Annotated in this window: 14 protein-coding genes; 6 read left to right on the top strand and 8 right to left on the bottom strand. The window is 69.7% G+C overall.

Going from position 1 to position 17,633, the window contains the following annotated elements:
- Nucleotides 1-374 precede the first annotated feature (374 nt).
- Together ACFW0G_RS12760 and ACFW0G_RS12755 are read right to left on the bottom strand one after the other, a co-directional pair.
- Nucleotides 375-1,415, bottom strand: coding sequence for a 3-isopropylmalate dehydrogenase (locus tag ACFW0G_RS12760; protein ID WP_378325200.1), 1,041 nt, complete (start codon nt 1,413-1,415; stop codon nt 375-377).
- 231 nt (nt 1,416-1,646) lie between these two features.
- The gene (locus ACFW0G_RS12755) at nt 1,647-5,045 is read right to left on the bottom strand and encodes a S8 family serine peptidase (RefSeq protein WP_378325199.1); all 3,399 of its coding nucleotides are present in this window, start codon (nt 5,043-5,045) and stop codon (nt 1,647-1,649) included.
- Between the two features lie 256 nt (nt 5,046-5,301).
- Here ACFW0G_RS12755 and ACFW0G_RS12750 point away from each other — a divergent pair, with 256 nt between their 5' ends.
- Entirely contained in the window at nt 5,302-5,898 is a 597-nt protein-coding gene (locus ACFW0G_RS12750) for a GNAT family N-acetyltransferase (protein ID WP_378325198.1), read from the top strand.
- A 54-nt stretch (nt 5,899-5,952) separates the two neighbouring features.
- Here ACFW0G_RS12750 and serA read toward each other — a convergent pair whose 3' ends face one another.
- The gene (serA, locus tag ACFW0G_RS12745; protein WP_378325197.1) at nt 5,953-7,554 is read right to left on the bottom strand and encodes a phosphoglycerate dehydrogenase; all 1,602 of its coding nucleotides are present in this window, start codon (nt 7,552-7,554) and stop codon (nt 5,953-5,955) included.
- Nucleotides 7,555-7,691: 137 nt separating this feature from the next.
- Nucleotides 7,692-8,255: a TetR/AcrR family transcriptional regulator gene (locus tag ACFW0G_RS12740; protein ID WP_378325196.1), complete on the bottom strand. Its 564-nt coding sequence runs from the start codon at nt 8,253-8,255 to the stop codon at nt 7,692-7,694.
- An 89-nt stretch (nt 8,256-8,344) separates the two neighbouring features.
- Here ACFW0G_RS12740 and ACFW0G_RS12735 point away from each other — a divergent pair, with 89 nt between their 5' ends.
- From ACFW0G_RS12735 to ACFW0G_RS12715, 5 genes are all read left to right on the top strand, one after another.
- Nucleotides 8,345-9,253, top strand: coding sequence for a TIGR03620 family F420-dependent LLM class oxidoreductase (locus ACFW0G_RS12735; protein WP_378325194.1), 909 nt, complete (start codon nt 8,345-8,347; stop codon nt 9,251-9,253).
- Complete coding sequence (locus ACFW0G_RS12730) at nt 9,250-10,083, top strand: TIGR03620 family F420-dependent LLM class oxidoreductase (protein WP_378325193.1); 834 nt, start codon at nt 9,250-9,252, stop codon at nt 10,081-10,083. The genes ACFW0G_RS12735 and ACFW0G_RS12730 overlap by 4 nt, the downstream gene beginning before the upstream one ends.
- Nucleotides 10,084-10,248: 165 nt before the next feature.
- Nucleotides 10,249-11,595, top strand: coding sequence for an ankyrin repeat domain-containing protein (locus tag ACFW0G_RS12725; RefSeq protein ID WP_378325191.1), 1,347 nt, complete (start codon nt 10,249-10,251; stop codon nt 11,593-11,595).
- Nucleotides 11,596-11,653: 58 nt separating this feature from the next.
- On the top strand, nt 11,654-12,592 hold the full coding sequence (locus tag ACFW0G_RS12720; protein ID WP_378325190.1) for an NADP-dependent oxidoreductase: 939 nt from the start codon (nt 11,654-11,656) through the stop codon (nt 12,590-12,592).
- Between the two features lie 80 nt (nt 12,593-12,672).
- On the top strand, nt 12,673-13,578 hold the full coding sequence (locus tag ACFW0G_RS12715; protein WP_378325188.1) for a nuclear transport factor 2 family protein: 906 nt from the start codon (nt 12,673-12,675) through the stop codon (nt 13,576-13,578).
- Here ACFW0G_RS12715 and ACFW0G_RS12710 read toward each other — a convergent pair.
- The 4 genes from ACFW0G_RS12710 to ACFW0G_RS12695 form a co-directional block, all read right to left on the bottom strand.
- The gene (locus ACFW0G_RS12710; protein ID WP_378325187.1) at nt 13,575-13,874 is read right to left on the bottom strand and encodes a DUF397 domain-containing protein; all 300 of its coding nucleotides are present in this window, start codon (nt 13,872-13,874) and stop codon (nt 13,575-13,577) included. The two genes, ACFW0G_RS12715 and ACFW0G_RS12710, sit on opposite strands and share 4 nt — an antisense overlap.
- Before the next feature lie 162 nt (nt 13,875-14,036).
- The gene (gene ilvC / locus ACFW0G_RS12705; protein ID WP_378325186.1) at nt 14,037-15,050 is read right to left on the bottom strand and encodes a ketol-acid reductoisomerase; all 1,014 of its coding nucleotides are present in this window, start codon (nt 15,048-15,050) and stop codon (nt 14,037-14,039) included.
- 97 nt (nt 15,051-15,147) lie between these two features.
- Nucleotides 15,148-15,654 (bottom strand): acetolactate synthase small subunit, encoded by a 507-nt coding sequence (ilvN, locus tag ACFW0G_RS12700; protein ID WP_345399851.1) that lies wholly within the window; start codon nt 15,652-15,654, stop codon nt 15,148-15,150.
- Nucleotides 15,654-17,552, bottom strand: a complete 1,899-nt coding sequence (locus ACFW0G_RS12695) for an acetolactate synthase large subunit (protein ID WP_378325185.1) — start codon at nt 17,550-17,552, stop codon at nt 15,654-15,656. Before ACFW0G_RS12695 ends, ilvN begins: the two co-directional genes overlap by 1 nt.
- Nucleotides 17,553-17,633: the final 81 nt, after the last annotated feature.

Here is a 17,633-nt window from a genome sequence, read left to right as displayed (position 1 = left end):
GTCGCGAACGCTCCGTTCGGGACGTTCATCGTCGGCGACGGAGCGTTCGCGACACCGGGCGATGCTCTCGGCGTGGTCGGGGATGTCCGAGGGACGCCCTGGGTGCATCCACCGCACCGAGGGACGCCCCCGTCGCATCCAACGCACCCAGGGACTCCCTTGTCGCACCCAGGCCCACCGCACCGACGGCGTCCCTCGGCGCGGCCCCCACAGCCCAGAACCCTTAGCGAGAAAGCCATTCACGACCTTCCAGGGCGCAAACGGTCCATTCGCGACAGACGGTGTCCCGCGACAGCGCCCCGAAAGCCGTGAAGGCCTCCTTGCCGGCGTCCAGCGCCGGTAAGGAGGCCTTCACGGACCTACGTCGAAAAACCTCAGCCCACGGAGCGGACGTTCGAGGACACCAGCGCGGCGAGCCGGTCGCCGATCGCCTGGGTCGCCCCCGGGGAGGCCTGGTCCCGCGTCGCGAGGTCGAAGGCGACCGACGCCTCGATGCGCCGCGCGGCCTCCTTCTGGCCGAGGTGGTCGAGCAGCAGCGACACCGACAGCACCGCGGCGGTCGGGTCGGCGAGGCCCTGGCCCGCGATGTCCGGGGCGGAGCCGTGCACCGGCTCGAACATGCTCGGGTTGCGGCGGGTGATGTCCAGGTTGCCGCTCGCGGCGAGGCCGATGCCGCCGGTGACCGCGGCCGCGAGGTCGGTGATGATGTCGCCGAACAGGTTGTCGGTGACGATCACGTCGAAGCGGGACGGGTCGGTGACCAGGTGGATGGTGGCCGCGTCGACGTGCGAGTAGGCGACGGTCACCTCCGGGTGCTCCAGCGAGACCTCTTCGACGATCCGCGACCACAACGACCCGGCGTGCAGCAGCACGTTGGTCTTGTGCACCAGGGTCAGGTGCTTGCGCGGACGCTGCTCGGCGCGGTTGAAGGCGTCGGCGACGACGCGCCGGATACCGAACGCGGTGTTGACGCTCACCTCGGTGGCGATCTCGTGCTCGGTGTCCTTGCGCAGCAGGCCACCGTTGCCCGCGTACGGCCCCTCGGTGCCCTCGCGGACGACGACCATGTCGACGTCGCCGGGGTCGGCCAGCGGGCCGCGCACACCGGGGTAGAGCCGCGCCGGGCGCAGGTTCACGTGGTGGTCGAGCTCGAAGCGCAGGCGCAGCAGCAGGCCGCGCTCCAGAATCCCGCTGGGCACCGTCGGGTCGCCGACCGCGCCGAGCAGGATCGCGTCGTGCTGGCGGAGTTCGCCGAGCACCGACTCCGGAAGCAGCTCACCGGTGGCGTGCCATCGGGCGGCGCCGAGGTCGTAGTTCGTGATCTCCGCTGTCGGTACCACTTCACCGAGCACCTTCAGCGCCTCGGAGACCACCTCGGGCCCGATCCCGTCACCTGGGATCACCGCGAGCCGCATCCACACACCTCCGTCGACCAGGCCACCGGGTCCGGATGGCCCATCCGCAACAAACGCCAGCAGGCGGAAGGTTACCGGCCGTAGACAAGGCGTCGTAGCCGCACCACCCTTATGCCGGATCCCGACCGGGGCCCAGTCAGCCATCCGGGTGAAATCAGTGGGGGCTTTCCCAGCCATTGAGACCAGGAAAGCCCCCACCACCTCAGTGCTTTCCGGGGTGGACCGCCGTGGTCAGCTCACCCCGATGGGCTGACGTCCGGTGTGCCGCCCCGGAGTGTCCCGCCCGGTGTTCTGTGCGTTCCCCGCCGCCTCGACGCGCACCACGCCCGCGCGGTCGCCCGCGGCGTTGTGGTGTTCGATCGCGAGCAGGCCGAGCGATTTGTCCGCCGCCGCCGAAGCCGCGTTCCGGTTCACGACCAGCGCCGTTCCCGGCTTGGCCACGTAACCGATCGCGGCGTCGCCGCCGCCCTGCACCGCATAGCCCGGCGCGAGAACGTCGAACGACAGCGGGCCGTCGACGGAGTCGATCGTCGAACTCGTGCTGCCGGGTGCCGTGTAGAACCCACTGGTACCCACCGTGTAACCGATCCGCTGCGATCCACCGTTCGGGTCAATTCCCAGTGCCGCGATCCGCACCGGCAAGACCACCACGTTCGTGTCGAACACGTTGGTGTCGACGTCACCGAGCTGGCCGTTGACCGCCTGGAGGTCCACCCGCGGGTTGCCCGGCTTGGTCAGCGAGACCGTGCTGACCAACAGCACGTCGGACGACGTCGCCTTGGTCACGTACGTCTCGAAGTCCGGCTTCCCGTCGCCGTTGGTGTCGATGTCGACGAACACGGTGGTGTTGCTGCCGAGGTTCGCCCAGTCGCTCCAGGTGGACACGCCGAACGCGAGCAGCGCGTCGTCCGGGTTGCCCTGTTCCTTGGCCAGCGGTGCCGTCGAAGCCGCACCGACGTAGCGGATGTCGCCGCCCTTCGCGGTGCGGTTGAGCGTGCACCCGGTGACGACGTCGCTGTCGCATTCGGGCAGCTGCGGGGACTCCGCCTGCAGCTCGAGGACGCTGATCAGCGACCGGTAGCGCTGGGCACCGGTGCCCTGGTCGACGCCCCTGCCGGTCAGGTTCAGCACGGCCTGGTCCTGGCCGGGACCGAACTTCACGGTGCCCGGGGTCTTGATCGACGAGACCGGCTTCGGCGCCGAGTACACCGAAACCCGCAGCGGCACGGTCGCCCCGCTCTTCGGGGTGAACGCGACGCGGCCGGAAGCGTCGGCGACGAACTGACGCGCCAGGCCGGCCTGGGTGGCCGCCATGGTCGGGTCCATGACCTTGCGCAGCGCCTTCGGATCGGTGACCTTCAACGTCACCTTGACCTTCGCGATGCCACGGGGGCTCAGCTTCACCCACGGCTTGTCCACTGTGTACTCGACACCGGGCAGCGCGTTGACGGCCTCGTAGCCCACGGCGTACTCGACCGGCGTGACACCCTTGTTGACGACCTTGAGCGTCTTGGTCAGCGTGACCGGCCCGCCCGCCTCGACGGTGCCGAAGTTGACGGTCACCGCGCCGGGGTCGTCGGCCACGTAGGCCAGGACCTGGTTGTCCAGCGCGGCTTTCGCGTCGATCCGGCCGCTGCCGACGCGCTGCGGCGCGTAGGTGTGGCCCGCCGCGTCGTGCACGTCGTGCCCGGCGGTGTCGATCACCGCGGCCTTGACCTCCTCGACCGACCAGTCCGGGTGGGCCTGGCGGATCAGCGCCGTGATACCCGAGGTGTGCGGGGCGGCCATGGACGTCCCGGAAAGGACGGTCCTACCGTTGCCGCTGCCACGGAACGCCGAGGTGATGGTGTCACCGGGCGCGGCGACGTCCGGCTTCACCGCGGGGCCGCGGCCACCGCGCGAGGTGAACGAGCTCGGTGTGTCCACAATGGACTTGTCGTAGGTCTGGACGCTCACCCGGCCCGCACCGGTCATGTGCACCCGCAGCGTGCCCGCGGTGAGCGCGGGGCGCGTCGCGGCGGTGGCGCTGCCGGTCAGCTGGAACATCGGCACGGCCGCGTTGCCCGCGATACCGGCGCTGAAATGCTCCAAAGTGGACGAAAGCAGCACACCGGCGGCGCCTGCCGCCTGCGCGTTGTTGGCGCGGGCAGCGGAGCCGCACGGACGCGTCGCGTCGTTGTCGTCCCATTCGAGCCAGACGATCTTGCCGGCGGCCTTCGCCTTGTCCTCGGCCGAATACGGCTGGCAGCCCGCCTTGTTGGCCGCCGAAAGCGCGACGACGGGAGCGGTCAGGTCGAGCTTGTCGTACCCGGCGAAGTCCTGGCTGAACTGCCCGGTCCGCTGCGCGGGGGCGGGGGCCGTCACGTCGATGGCGTCCCGCAGCACCCCGGCGTCGCGGCTGCTGGCCACGGTCAGCGCCTCGGGCGTGCTGCCCGGCGAGCCGCCGATGTCGTTGATGTCCCCGCCGTTGCCCGCGGAGAACACCGGGAGCACGTTGTTCGCGGCGAGCTTGCGGACGAACAGCGAGTCCGGGTCGTCCGGCGCGCCGAAGTCCATGCCGAGCGAGAGGTTCACGATGTCGAGGTGATCGGTGAAGTCGCCGTCGCCGTCGGGGTCCAGCGCCCAGTCGAGCGCCTGTGAGGTGACGTTGGTCGATCCCTTGCAGCCGAACACCTTGATCGCGTAGAGCAGGGCCTTCGGCGCCGTGCCGGGCCCGATGCGCATCTCGTCGAGCTTCTTGCCGGTCAGCTTCTTGTAGTCGCCGGTGAAGGTGCTGCCGTCGGCGTTGACGCCGAACCCGGCGATCGTGCCCGCGACGTGCGTGCCGTGCTCACCACAGGCGAGCGGGTTCGGGTCCGGAACCGGGGTGGGCGAACCCAGTTTTCCGTTGGCGTCGTAGCCGTCGCCGACCAGGTCGGTACCGCCGACCACCTTGGCGCTGGGGAACAGCGGGTTCGGCTTCGCCGAGTCGATGCTCTTGTACGCCTCGGGCGTGCCGGGCCCGCCGAAGTCGGCGTGCGTGTAGTCGATGCCGTCGTCGATGACGCCGACGCGGATCCCGTCGCCGAGCTTGCCGGTCTGCTGCCAGCTGTTGAGCGTGTTCGTCAGCTGCTCCGCGCTGGCATTGGTCCGAGTCTTCGGCACCACCGTGCGCACTGAGACGACGTCGGGGCGCTTCGCGACCTCGCGCAGCTTCGCGGCGTCGGCCGTGACGACGGCACCGGGGACCGCGTTCGCGGTCTGGGTGACCAGCTGCGTGCGCGCGTCGGCGGCCTTGAGCTGGCCGAGCACGGAGTTCACCGCCGCGGCGGTGTCGGCCTTGGCCACGCGGGCGGCCTGCTTGGCCTTCTCCTTGCCCGCGCCCTTGCCCTGCTCGTCGTTGAACGCGTCGACCGCCGGCTTCTTCGCCACCTCGACGAACGCGGTGACCTGACCCTGCGCGGTGTTCAGGCGCGGCTCGATCTTGCCGTCCAGCGCGGCCTGGTCGATCTTGGCCTTCCCGGCGCTCTCGGCGAGCGGCGCGTCCTGCGCCGAGGCGACGGGCGTTCCCGCCACGGCCGTCGCCAGCACCACGGCGAACAGCGCGGTGGATGACCGCACCGCCCAACCGGGTAAGCGGGATCTGCTCATCGGTAGTTCCCCTTTACTCGAGACCTGGATGGAAGAACCTGCCTGCGGCTCGAAACCCCCGACGGTGAGCCGCGACGCCGCGCCGTGCCCTCGCACGCCGCGTGGTTCAGCCTCGCGAACCGAACTTAATGGCAGGAAACACCTACTTCGGTAGGCAGCTTGCTCCGTTACGTGAATGTGATTGCCTGCCAGGACTTGCCAATAAGTGGCGAAAAAGACCGCGCCCTACGACAGTACTTTGCCTAATCTGGACATCGTGAACCACTGGCAAACCCATCCGACGCTGACCGGCGACCACGTCCGCCTCGAACCGCTGACCGCCGACCACGCGAAAGGCCTGTTCGAGGCGGGCAAGGACCCCGGGATCTGGACCTGGCTGAGCCTGCGGCAGCCCGCCGACCTGCCCGCCGCCGAGCGCATGGTCGAGCAGATGCTCGCCGACCGCACCCGCCAGGCATGGGCGCAGATCGACGCGAAGACCGGCCGGGTCGCCGGAACGACGTCGTATTACCAGGTCAGCGAGGCCCACCGGATCCTGTCGATCGGCTTCACCTGGCTCGGCGCGGACTGGCACCGGACCGCGCTCAACACCGAGGCGAAACTGCTGTTGCTCACGCACGCCTTCGAGACGCTCGGAGCGCAGCGGGTGAGCTGGGAGACCGATATCCGGAACCTGCGCTCGCAACGCGCCATCGAACGGCTCGGCGCGCTGCGGGAAGGCGTGCTCCGCGCGCACCGGATCCGGCCGGACGGCTCGTCACGGGATACCGTCGTCTATTCGATGGTGGAAACCGAATGGCCGCCCGCCAGGCAACGGCTGCGCGAACGCCTGTCCGCGTTTTCCGCGGGCTGAAACGGCGAAAGCCGCTCCGGGCAGGCCCGGAGCGGCTTTACGACGGAGCGGAAATCAGCCGAAATTCACGGCGCGGATCGTGTGCGCGCCGACGGCGGCGCCGATCGGCTCCAGCACGTGCGTGTCGACCGCGCGGTCCACGCGCAGCAGCATGACCGCGTCGGAGCCGTCGGTGGTCTGGCTGATCTGCGCAGCCTCGATGTTGAGACCCGCCTCGCCGAGCAGGGTGCCGACGCGGCCCATGATGCCGGGACGGTCCGGGTACTCGAGCAGCAGCACGTCGCCCTCGGCCCGCAGGTCGAAGTGCCGGCCGTTGACCTCGACGATCTTTTCGACGTCGTCCTTGCCGGTGACCGAACCCGAAACCGACAGCGTGGTGCCGTCGCCGTGCACCGCGCGCACCGTGACCAGGCTGCGGAACTTCGGGCTCTCCGACTCGGTCACCAGCTCGACCTGGACACCCAGTTCCTCGGCCAGCCGCGGCGCGTTGACGAAGGTGACCTGGTCGTGGACGACCCCGGCGAACACGCCGCGCTCGGCGGCCAGCGCCAGCACGCTGGTGTCCTCAGTGGACAGTTCGCCCTTGACGACGACGGTGACCGAGGTCGGCGCCTTCGGCTTGAGCGCGGTGAGCACGGTGCCGAGCTTCTGGGTGAGCGAAAGGTAAGGCCGGACGTGCTCGCCGACCGCGCCGCCGCCCGAGACGTTCACCGCGTCCGGCACGAAGTCGCCGCGCAGCGCGAGCAGCACCGACTTGGCGACGTCGGTGCCCGCACGGTCCTGCGCCTCGGCGGTCGAGGCGCCCAGGTGCGGGGTGACCACGACGTTGTCCAGCTCGAACAACGGGCTGGACGTCGTCGGCTCGGTGACGAAGACGTCGATCCCGGCACCGCCGACGTGGCCGGAGCGGAGCGAGTCGGCCAGCGCCTCCTCGACGATGAGCCCGCCACGCGCGGCGTTGACGATGATGACGCCCGGCTTGGTCTTCTTCAGCGCCTCGGCGTCGATGAGTCCCTTGGTCTCCGGCGTCTTCGGCAGGTGGATCGAGATCGCGTCGGCACGCTCCAGCAGCTCGTCGAGGGTGACGAGCTCGATGCCGAGCTGCGCGGCGCGTGCGGCCGAAACGTAGGGGTCGTAGGCGATCAGCTTGGTGCCGAAGGCGGCGATGCGCTGGCTGAACAGCTGGCCGATCTTGCCGAGGCCGACGACACCGATGGTCTTGCCGTTGAGCTCGACACCGGTGTACGCGCTGCGCTTCCACTCGCCGCCGCGCAGGCTCTGGTCGGCGGCGGGCACCCGGCGGGCGACGGCGAGCAGCAGCGCGACGGCGTGCTCGGCGGCCGAGACGATGTTCGACGTCGGGGCGTTGACCACCAGCACGCCACGCTCGGTGGCGGCGGGGACCTCGACGTTGTCCAGCCCGACACCGGCGCGGGCGACGACCTTGAGCTGGGTGGTGGCACCGAGCACCTCGGCGTCGACCTTGGTGGCCGAGCGCACCAGGAGCGCGTCGGCGCTCTTCACCGCCTCGAGCAGCGCCGGGCGGTCGGTCCCGTCCACATGACGGACCTCCACCTCGTCACCGAACACACTCAGCACCGAAGGCGCGAGCTTTTCCGCGATGAGGACGACGGGCTTGTTGGGCTTGCTGCTCACGTTGCGGCTCCCACTATCTGGTCACTGAGTCGAGGACGCTCGGTGCTGGATCAACCGATGGACGAATCGGCGCACGCCGTTGTGCCCGGTTGAGCGGGAGTTTAGCCCGGGGGCCCGCCACCTCGCTGCCCCCGTTGTTAACTTGCCCGTAATCCCTCGAAAACAAGGGTCAACAGGCGCTCCATGCCACGCTCCCCTGGCAGGTGCGTACCGGCCCAGGAAGCACCGTGCGACAACAGAAGCAGCTCACGGGTGGTGACGTCGGCGCGCAGCGCCCCGGCTTCCTTGGCCCTGTCCACCAGTTGGGACACCGCGTCCTGCATCGCGTGACAGGAAGCATGGAGCCGGGACTCGGGATCGTTGATCGCATCGGCCATCAGCTCGACCAGACCGTGATAGGCGCCTGCCGTGGTGCCGAGCCCGACGAGCCAGGTGTACAGCCCGGCGAGCGGGTCTTCGGCCGCGAGCAGCTCCCGCGCTTTTTCCGCCTGCCCGTCGAAGCGATCCCGCAAAAGGGTCTCGAGCAGGGCTTCCCTGGTCGGGAAGTGGCGATAGAGGGTGCCGATACCGACTCCGGCACTGCGCGCGATGTCCTCGAGTGAGGCGTCGACGCCGCGTTCGGTGAAGGCACGCCTCGCCTCGGCCAGCAGGCGCTCGTAGTTGCGGCGGGCGTCCGCCCGCATCGGCTTGACGTCGGTCATCTCGGTTCCGGACCTTACCGGGTGACAAATCGGAGGCTGCCTCCGTATAGTAACCGGAGGTAGCCTCATCTTACTGGAGGGAAGCAGGGATGACCCTGATCGAGGAAACCCGGGACCGGCTGGGCACTGTCGGCGTCTGGCTCCCCACCGCGCCCATGGCACCCCCGCCGGACGTCGAGCGTTCGGCCACGCGGCGCCTGGCCGAACTGGGTTACGGCTCCGTGTGGAGCGGCGAAGGGCCCGGCACCCGCGAGATTTTCGCGCATTTCGGCGATCTGCTGGCGTCGACGGAGAACGTCGTGCTGGGCACCGGCATCGCCAACGTCTGGTCGCGGCCCGGCCGGACCGCGCAGAGCGGCGGGACGACGCTGGCACAGGCGCACCCCGGCCGGTTCGTGCTCGGCGTCGGGATCGGCCACGCGTTCCAGGCCGAGAAGTACGGCGAGAAATACCAGCCCTACGAGAAAATGCGCGCGTATCTGTCCGAAATGGACGCCACGTCGGCCGAAAAGCCCCCGCCGGTTGCCTTTCCCCGTGTGCTCGCGGCCGTCGGCCCGAGGATGCTGGAGCTGTCGCGCGACCACGCCGACGGCGCGCATCCGTTCGCCCAGCCGGTCGAGCACACGCCGTACGCGCGCGAGATCCTCGGACCGGACAAGCTGCTGATCCCGCAGCAGACGGTCCTGCTCGGCACGCGCGAAGACGCGAGAGAACACGTTCGCCGGACGGTCGGGCAGATCCGGGACCACAACGTCAAGGGCTACCTCAACGGCTGGAAACGGCTCGGCTACACCGACGCGGAGATCTCCGGGCCCAGCGACCGGTTCGTCGACAGCCTGGTCCTGTGGGGCGACGGGAAGACGATCGCCGGACGCCTGCGGGAACTGCTCGACGCCGGGGCCGACCACGTGCTGCTCACCCCGGCCGCCGCCACCCTTGAGTCCATTGTGGATGCTCTGACAGAGCTGGCCCCGGCGGTGCTGGAGGTGTCGCGATGAGTGTCGGGATCTGGACCTTCGCCTTCGACGGCAAGGAAATCGGCGAGGTCCGCGCAGCCGCCGCGGAGGTCGAGTCGCTGGGCTACTCCGCGCTCTGGTTCGGCGAGTACCGTGGCAGGGAGGCGTTCACCCAGGCGGCGATGCTGCTCGCGGCGACCAGCACGCTGCCCGTGGCGACCGGAATCGCGCGGTTCTCCGAACGCGAAGCCACGACCGCCGAAGCGGCCGGGCGCACCCTCGCCGAGGCGTATCCGGGCCGGTTCACGCTCGGGCTCGGCGGGCATCGGCCCGGCAGCGGCGTCCTCACGGCGATGCGGTCCTACCTCGACGCGATGGACAAGGCGGACCTGGACGTTCCCGGCGCCCGGCCGCGCCGCGTACTCGCCGCGCTGGGGCCGAAACTGCTGGAGCTGGCGGCGGCGCGGACCGACGGCGCGCATTCGTACTTCGTCCCGCCGGAGCACACCGCGTTCGCGCGGAAGACGATGGGACCGGACGCCTACCTCGCGGTCGAACAGGCGGTCGTGCTCGACGCGGACCCCGGGCGGGCGCGGCGGATCGCGCGCGAGCACGTGGACGGATACGTGCGGCTGGCACCGCACCAACAGGCGAACCTGCGGCGGCTCGGCTTCACCGACGCCGATCTCGCCGACGGCGGCAGTGACCGGCTCGTCGACGCCATCGTGGCGTATCGCGGTGAACAGGAGGTCGCCGACCGGATCCGGGCCCACCTCGACGCCGGTGCCGACCACGTCTGCGTCCAAGTCCTCGACGGGACCGGCGGCATTCCCGTGGAAAGCTGGCGCCGCCTGGCCCCGCTCGTACTCTGAGCGTTCGAGGGTGGGCTGCGGTAGCGTGGCGGATGCGCGGTGAGGGCCGCGTCCCGTCCGCGGAAAGGGCCGAGCCCACCCCCGTACGACCGCACCACCCACCAGTCACCTTCTTTCCTGCCCGGTGCCTGCGGACCACGGGCGTGACAGGGAAGGAGGATTCCCGTGAGCACCCTGCCCGCGAAGCCCAGCCTGGAGTACCTGCGCAAACGCGCGAAGGACCTCGCACGCGCGGAGTCGGTCAAGCTGTCGGAGGCTCAGTTCCGCATCGCCCGGCAGCACGGTTTCCCGAGCTGGCCGAAGCTCCAGGCGTACGTCCGGCGCGTGAGCGAACACGGCGACGGACTCCAGCACGTCTACCACCAGGACACCGCGTACTACGCCGAGCGCGCGACGGGCCTGCTCGCCTCCGCCCAGGACGAAACGCCCGGCGCCCGCGAAACATTCGAACGCTGGCACCAGCCGCTCACGCCGGAAGGCGCACGCACAGTGGTCGCACGTCAGCACGGGTTCACGTCCTGGCGGGCCCTGCGTGCGCATGTACGGGTGCTGGCCGACAGCGGCGAACCGTTCGCGCGGGCGTACCGGCTGGTGGAGGCCCGGGACGTCGACGGGCTCGCCGAGATCGTCGAGCAGTTCCCCGGGCTCGTGGACGCCGTCGGCACGAACGGCAACGATCTGCTCGGTATGGCGGGCGCCACCTGCGACGAGCGGCTGACGAGGGTCCTGCTCGACCGCGGCGCCGATCCGGCGCGACCCAACGTCCACGGCTGGACGCCGTTGCACCAGGCCGCGTACTCGAATCTCCCGCTGCTACTGGACATGCTGCTCGACGCCGGCGCGCCGACGGACCTCTCCGCACGCGGCGACGGCGGCACCCCGCTGATCGTCGCGTTGTTCTGGGGCCACCGCGAGGCTGCCGAGAAGCTGGCCGCCCGTGACCTGACTCCGGCAAATCTCCGCGTCGCGGCCGGACTCGGGCACGCTGACCTGCTCGACGAACTCCTCGCGCCGGACGGCACGCTGTCCCCCGCCGCCGGGGATCACCGCGAGTTCTACCGGCCGCACAGCGGATTCCCGTCGTGGCGCCCGTCCGGCGACCCGGCGGAGATCCGCGACGAGGCGTTGAGCTGGGCCGCCCGCAACGACCGGACCGAGACCTTGCGCACGCTTGTCGAGCGCGGCGCCGCACTCGACGCCGACGTCTATCGCGGCACCGCGCTGACCTGGGCGGCCGCACAAGGCAAGACCGCCGCGGTCCGCACGCTGCTCGATCTCGGCGCGGACGTCAACCAGCGCAACACCTTCGGCGGTCCGGGGCACGGCGCGGGCGTCACAGCGCTGCATCTGGCAGCCCAGGGCGGGCACCTCGACGTCATCACCGCACTGCTCGACGCCGGTGCCGACCCGTCTGTACACGACGCGTTGTACAACAGCACGCCGGAAGGCTGGGCAGACCACTGTGGACAGTCCGCCGCGCGGGAGGCGTTGCGCGGCTTGGCCCGATCCTGACGTCTCCTGGCCGCCGGACACGTAGCAGCTGGTTCGACGTTCGCCGAACAATGGCGTCATGCGAGCCATCAGCCAGCGCACCCTCGGCGGTCCCGAGGTCCTCGAAGAGGTCGAGCTGCCCCGTCCCGTTCCCGGACCGACCGAGATCCTCGTCCGTGTCCACGCCGCCGGCGTCAATCCGGTCGACTGGAAGAGCCGGGAAACCGGCGGCATGGGCACGCTCGGCGCACCGCCGTTCGTCCTCGGCTGGGACGTCTCCGGCGTCGTCGAGGAGATCGGCCCCGGCGTGACACTGTTCGCGCCAGGCGACGAGGTGTTCGGCATGCCGTGGTTCCCGCGCCAGGCCGGGACGTACGCCGAATACGTCACCGCGCCGAGCCGTCATTTCGCGGCCAAACCCGCCGGGCTCGGCCACGTCCACACCGCGGCCGTCCCGCTGGCCGGGCTGACCGCGTGGCAGAGTCTGCACGACACCGCGAAAGTCCAAACGGGACAACGGGTTCTGGTCCACGCGGCGGCAGGCGGCGTCGGCCACCTCGCGGTGCAGATCGCCAAGGCGTCCGGCGCGTACGTGATCGGGACGGCGAGCGCGCCGAAACACGAATTCGTCCGCGACCTCGGGGCCGACGAGGTGATCGACTACCGGGCAGCCGACTTCGCCGAAGAGGTCCACAATGTCGACGTCGTCCTCGACACGATCGGTGGCGAGTACGGGCCCCGCTCGCTCCGGACGCTGCGAAAGGGCGGCACGCTCGTCCAGTTGACCCGGAACGTCGACAAGAGCCTCCCCGAGGCCGCGGCAGCCTGCGGCGTGACGACCGGGCTGACCCTCGTCGAACCCGACCGCGTCGGCCTGCTCGCACTCGCCGAACTGGTCGCGTCCGGGCACCTCCGGCCGGTGGTCGGCACCGTGCTCCCGCTCGCCGAGGCAGCGAAGGCCCACGAACTTGGCGAGTCCGGCGGTACGACCGGAAAGATCGTGCTCAGCGTGGGGTAGCAATCCAGTGGACAAACGGAGTGGCTAGTCCGTATTTTGAATACGGACTAGCCACTCCGTTTATTTGTCTGGGAGGAACCATGACCACACCCCGCGAGGTGTTCGACCAGCTGTCCGAGGGCATCACTGCGGCCCGCTGGAGCGAACTCTCCGCGCTCTACGCCGAAGACGCCGTTGTAGAGCTTCCACAACAGCCACTCTCGCCCGGCCGCATCGAAGGCCGCGAGGCCTTGCACGAACGGTTCACCGGACCGCTCACCGCGTCGATCCGGCTGCGCCACCACGACACCGTGGTGCACGAAACGACGGATCCGGAGGTGATCGTCGCCGAATGGGCGTACTCCGGGGAAGCGCTGAACACCGGGAAAACGTTCGAAACGGCCAACATCCAGATGCTGCGGGTGCGCGACGGGCTGATCACGCACTCCCGCGACTACCACGACTTCCTGAAGATCGCCGTCGCCCAGGACGCGTTCGACGCGCTCAAGGCCGGATTCGCCGACGCCACAAGGGAAACCACGCCGCTCCCGCCTCGCCCCGCTTCGGACGCGGCGCCGGACAGTCCGCGTGGTGTGTTCGAGCGGCTCGTCTACGGCGTCTCGGATAGGCGGTGGGCCGAACTTCCCGATCTCTACGCGCCGGAAACCCACGTGACGCACCCATTCCTGCCAGGGGCGCCGATACTGCGAAGCCGGGACGACCTCCGGGAGCACTTCTCCATCGGCTCCACGATGGAGATCGACATCGAGGCGCGGGACCTGGTCACGCACCAGAGCACCGACCCCGAGGTGATCATCGGCGAGTTCACCTACCAGGGCCGCGCCGGGATCGGCACGCCGTTCCAGGTCGCGAACATCTTCGTGCTGCGGGTACGGAACGGGCTCATCGTCGAGTCCCGCGACTACGGCGACCACGTCGCGCTCGCGGCCGCCACGGGACGTCTCGACGACCTCGCGGCGCGGCTGGACGCCGGAGCGTCCGCCTAGCTCTTCTCGTTCGCCGGGGCGGGTTCTTCCAGGTCCTCGGGCAGGTCGAACTCGCCGTCGCGGACCCCGGCGACGAAGGCGTCCCATTCCGCGGGGGTGAACACGAGGATCACGCCGTCGGGCTTGGAGGACTGGCGCATGGCCACGTAGGTGACGCCGTCGGTGTGCGGGACGAACGCGTACTCGACGCAGTCGTCCAGCGTGACACCCTCGGGTTCGGCGCGGATCCAGGCGGCCTCGCTCAGGTCCAGCTCGTGCCGGATGTGCGCCTTGTCGTCGACCGGCTGTTCACTCATGGGTGCCAGCGTATCTGCCCGCTCACCGAACGACAGCAAAGGTCCCCTGCTCTCTTCGGGCGGTCCTCATTGCCCGCTTGTTGCACCCCCCGAAACGCCGTGATGGCCTCCTTCACAGCGCTCAAGGCTGCGAAGGAGGCCATCACGGAACAACCGGGAGACTCAGGCGGTCTCGGTGATCGGCCGGTCGACCCAGGACATCAGGTCACGCAGCTTCTTGCCGGTCGCCTCGATCGGGTGCTGGTTGCCCTGCTCCTCGAGCTTGGTGAAGTTCGGCCGCCCGGCCTCGTCCTCGGCGACCCATTCGCGGGCGAACGTGCCGTCCTGGATCTCGCCGAGGATCTTCTTCATCTCCTCCTTGACCGCCGGCGAGATGACGCGCGGGCCGCGGGTCAGGTCGCCGTACTCGGCGGTGTCGGAGATCGAGTAGCGCTGACGCGCGATGCCGCCCTCGTACATGAGGTCGACGATGAGCTTCAGCTCGTGCAGCACCTCGAAGTAGGCGATCTCCGGGGCGTAGCCGGCTTCGGTGAGCACCTCGAAACCGGTCTGCACCAGCGCCGACGCGCCACCGCAGAGCACGGCCTGCTCGCCGAAGAGGTCGGTCTCGGTCTCCTCGGTGAACGTCGTCTTGATGACACCGGCGCGGGCACCGCCGATGGCCGCGGCGTAGGACAGCGCGAGCGCCTGGGCGTTGCCGGAGGCGTCCTGCTCCACCGCGATCAGCGCCGGGACGCCCTTGCCGTCGACGAACTGGCGGCGGACCAGGTGGCCCGGGCCCTTCGGCGCGACCATGGCCACGTCCACATTGGACGGCGGCTTGATCAGGTCGTAGCGGATGTTGAAGCCGTGGCCGAAGAACAGCGCGTCGCCGTCCTTCAGGTTCGGCGCGATGTCCTGCTCGTAGATGAAGCGCTGCTTGGTGTCCGGCGCCAGGATCATGATCAGGTCGGCCTCGGCCGACGCCTCGGCCGGGGTGAGCACGCGCAGGCCCTGCTCCTCGGCCTTCGCCCGCGACTTGGACCCCACGGGCAGGCCGATGCGGACGTCGACACCGGAGTCACGCAGGCTCAGCGAGTGGGCGTGGCCCTGGCTGCCGTAGCCGATGACAGCGACCTTGCGTCCCTGGATGATCGAGAGGTCGGCGTCGTCGTCGTAGAAGATTTCCACTGCCATGGGGGTTACTGCTTCCTTTCCTGACTGCAAAAACTTGAATTCAACAAGCGGAGCGAAGCTCCTCCGTTGAGGGTGGTGGCGGGGGCATGGATGGAGATCAGCGGGGAGAAGTGGCGGTGATCGAGCGGGCCCCGCGTCCCACCGCGACCATGCCGGACTGCACGAGCTCCCGGATGCCGTACGGCTCCAGCATCCGCAGCAGCGCGCCGATCTTGTCCGAGGTCCCGGTCGCCTCGACGGTGAGCGCCTCCGGCGAGACGTCCACCACCTTGGCGCGGAAGAGCTGGACCGTTTCGAGGACCTGGCTGCGCACGGTGGCGTCGGCACGGACCTTCACCAGCAGCAGTTCGCGCTGCACGGCGGTGGACGGCTCCAGCTCCACGATCTTGATCACGTTGACCAGCTTGTTGAGCTGTTTGGTCACCTGTTCGAGCGGTAGCTCCTCAACGGCGACCACGATCGTCATACGGGACACCTCGGGGTTCTCCGTGGGCCCGACGGCGAGGGACTCGATGTTGAAACCGCGGCGGGAGAACAGCCCGGACACCCTGGCGAGCACGCCGGGCTTGTTCTCGACCAGCACGCTCAGCGTGTGCACGCTCATCAGTGTTCTCCTTCCGCGCTGACGTCGTCGTCATCGAACAGCGGCCGGATCCCGCGCACCGCCATGATCTCGTCGTTCCCGGTGCCGGCGGCGACCATCGGCCACACCTGGGCATCCTTCCCCACGACGAAGTCGATCACGACGGGGCGGTCGTTGATCTCCATCGCGCGGCGGATGGTGGCGTCGACGTCCTCGCGGGTCTCACACCGCAGGCCCGCGCAGCCGAGCGCCTCGGCGAGCAGGGTGAAGTCCGGGATGCGGTGCTTGTGCGTGCCGAGATCGGTGTTGGAGTACCGCTCGGAGTAGAACAGGTTCTGCCACTGGCGGACCATGCCGAGGTTGCCGTTGTTGATCACCGCGACCTTGATCGGCGCGCCCTCGATGGCGCAGGTGGCCAGCTCCTGGTTGGTCATCTGGAAGCAGCCGTCGCCATCGATCGCCCACACCGGCTTGTCCGGGACGCCGAACTGCGCGCCCATCGCCGCGGGCACGGCGTAGCCCATGGTGCCGAGGCCGCCGGAGTTGATCCAGGTGCGCGGGTTCTCGTACTTGACGAACTGCGCGGCCCACATCTGGTGCTGCCCGACGCCCGCCGCGTACACCGCGTCCGGGCCGACCAGCTCGCCGATCCGTTCGATGACGTACTGCGGCGACAGCGAACCGTCGTCGGGCCACTCGTAGCCCGCCGGGTAGTTGTCGCGCCAGTCGTTCAGCTGCGTCCACCAGTCGGCCAGGTCCGGCTTGCCGTGCTCCTGCTGTGCTGATGCGTTCTCGGCGGTAGGGCGTGCCTCGAACTCGGCGCGGACCGCAGCGATCAGCTCGCCGATGATCTCCCTGCAGTCCCCGACGATCGGCACGTCGGCCTTGCGGTTCTTGGAGATCTCGGCGGGGTCGATGTCCGCGTGGACGATCGCGGCGTCCGGCGCGAACGACGACAGCTGGCCGGTGACCCGGTCGTCGAAGCGGGCACCGAGGGCGATCAGCAGGTCCGACCGCTGCATCGACGCGACCGCGGCGACCGTGCCGTGCATCCCGGGCATTCCCAGGTGCTGCGGGTGAGAATCGGGGAACGCGCCGCGCGCCATCAGCGTCGTGACGACCGGGATGCCGGTCAGCTCGGCCAGCTCCCGCAGCTGCTCCGACGCCTCCGCCTTGATGACGCCACCGCCGACGTAGAGCACCGGTCGCCGGGATTTGGCGATGAGCCGCGCGGCCTCGCGGACCTGCTTGCCGTGCGGGCGCAGCGTCGGCCGGTAGCCGGGCAGCCGCAGGTCAGCGGGCCACGAGAAGGACGTCATCTCCTGCAGGACGTCCTTGGGGATGTCCACCAGGACCGGGCCGGGGCGGCCCGTGGCGGCGATGTGGAAGGCCTCGGCGATGGTCCTCGGGATGTCCGCCGGGTCGGTGACCAGGAAGTTGTGCTTGGTGATCGGCATCGTGATGCCGCAGATGTCGGCTTCCTGGAACGCGTCGGTGCCGATCAGCGCGCGAGTCTGTTGCCCCGTGATGGCGACGACCGGGACCGAGTCCATGTTGGCGTCGGCCAGCGGCGTGACCAGGTTCGTCGCGCCGGGGCCGGAGGTGGCCATGCAGACGCCGACCTTGCCTGTCGCCTGCGCGTACCCGGTCGCGGCGTGCCCGGCGCCCTGCTCGTGCCGGACCAGGACGTGCCGGACCTTCGTCGAGTCGAGCAGCGGGTCGTAGGCGGGCAGGATGGTCCCGCCCGGAATGCCGAAGACGACTTCGGCGCCGACCGCTTCGAGCGAGCGCACGAGCGACTGCGCGCCCGTGACCCTTACCGGGGTTCCCGCCGGCGGTGCCGGCTTCGGACGTGCTCCTGGGACACCGGGCGCTGTGGGCCCGGGCTTCGCGTCGCTGCGCGACGTGGCACTGGTCATCGGTCTCTGCCTCGTGGGTCTCGGTGTCACTCGTTCGGGTAGTGCTGCGGGGGTGGAACTGGCTCCGGGCCACGCTGCGTC

The sequence above is a fragment of the Amycolatopsis sp. NPDC058986 genome, assembly GCF_042741125.1.
Lineage (GTDB): Bacteria > Actinomycetota > Actinomycetes > Mycobacteriales > Pseudonocardiaceae > Amycolatopsis.
This window is presented reverse-complemented; position numbering and strand designations above follow the sequence as displayed.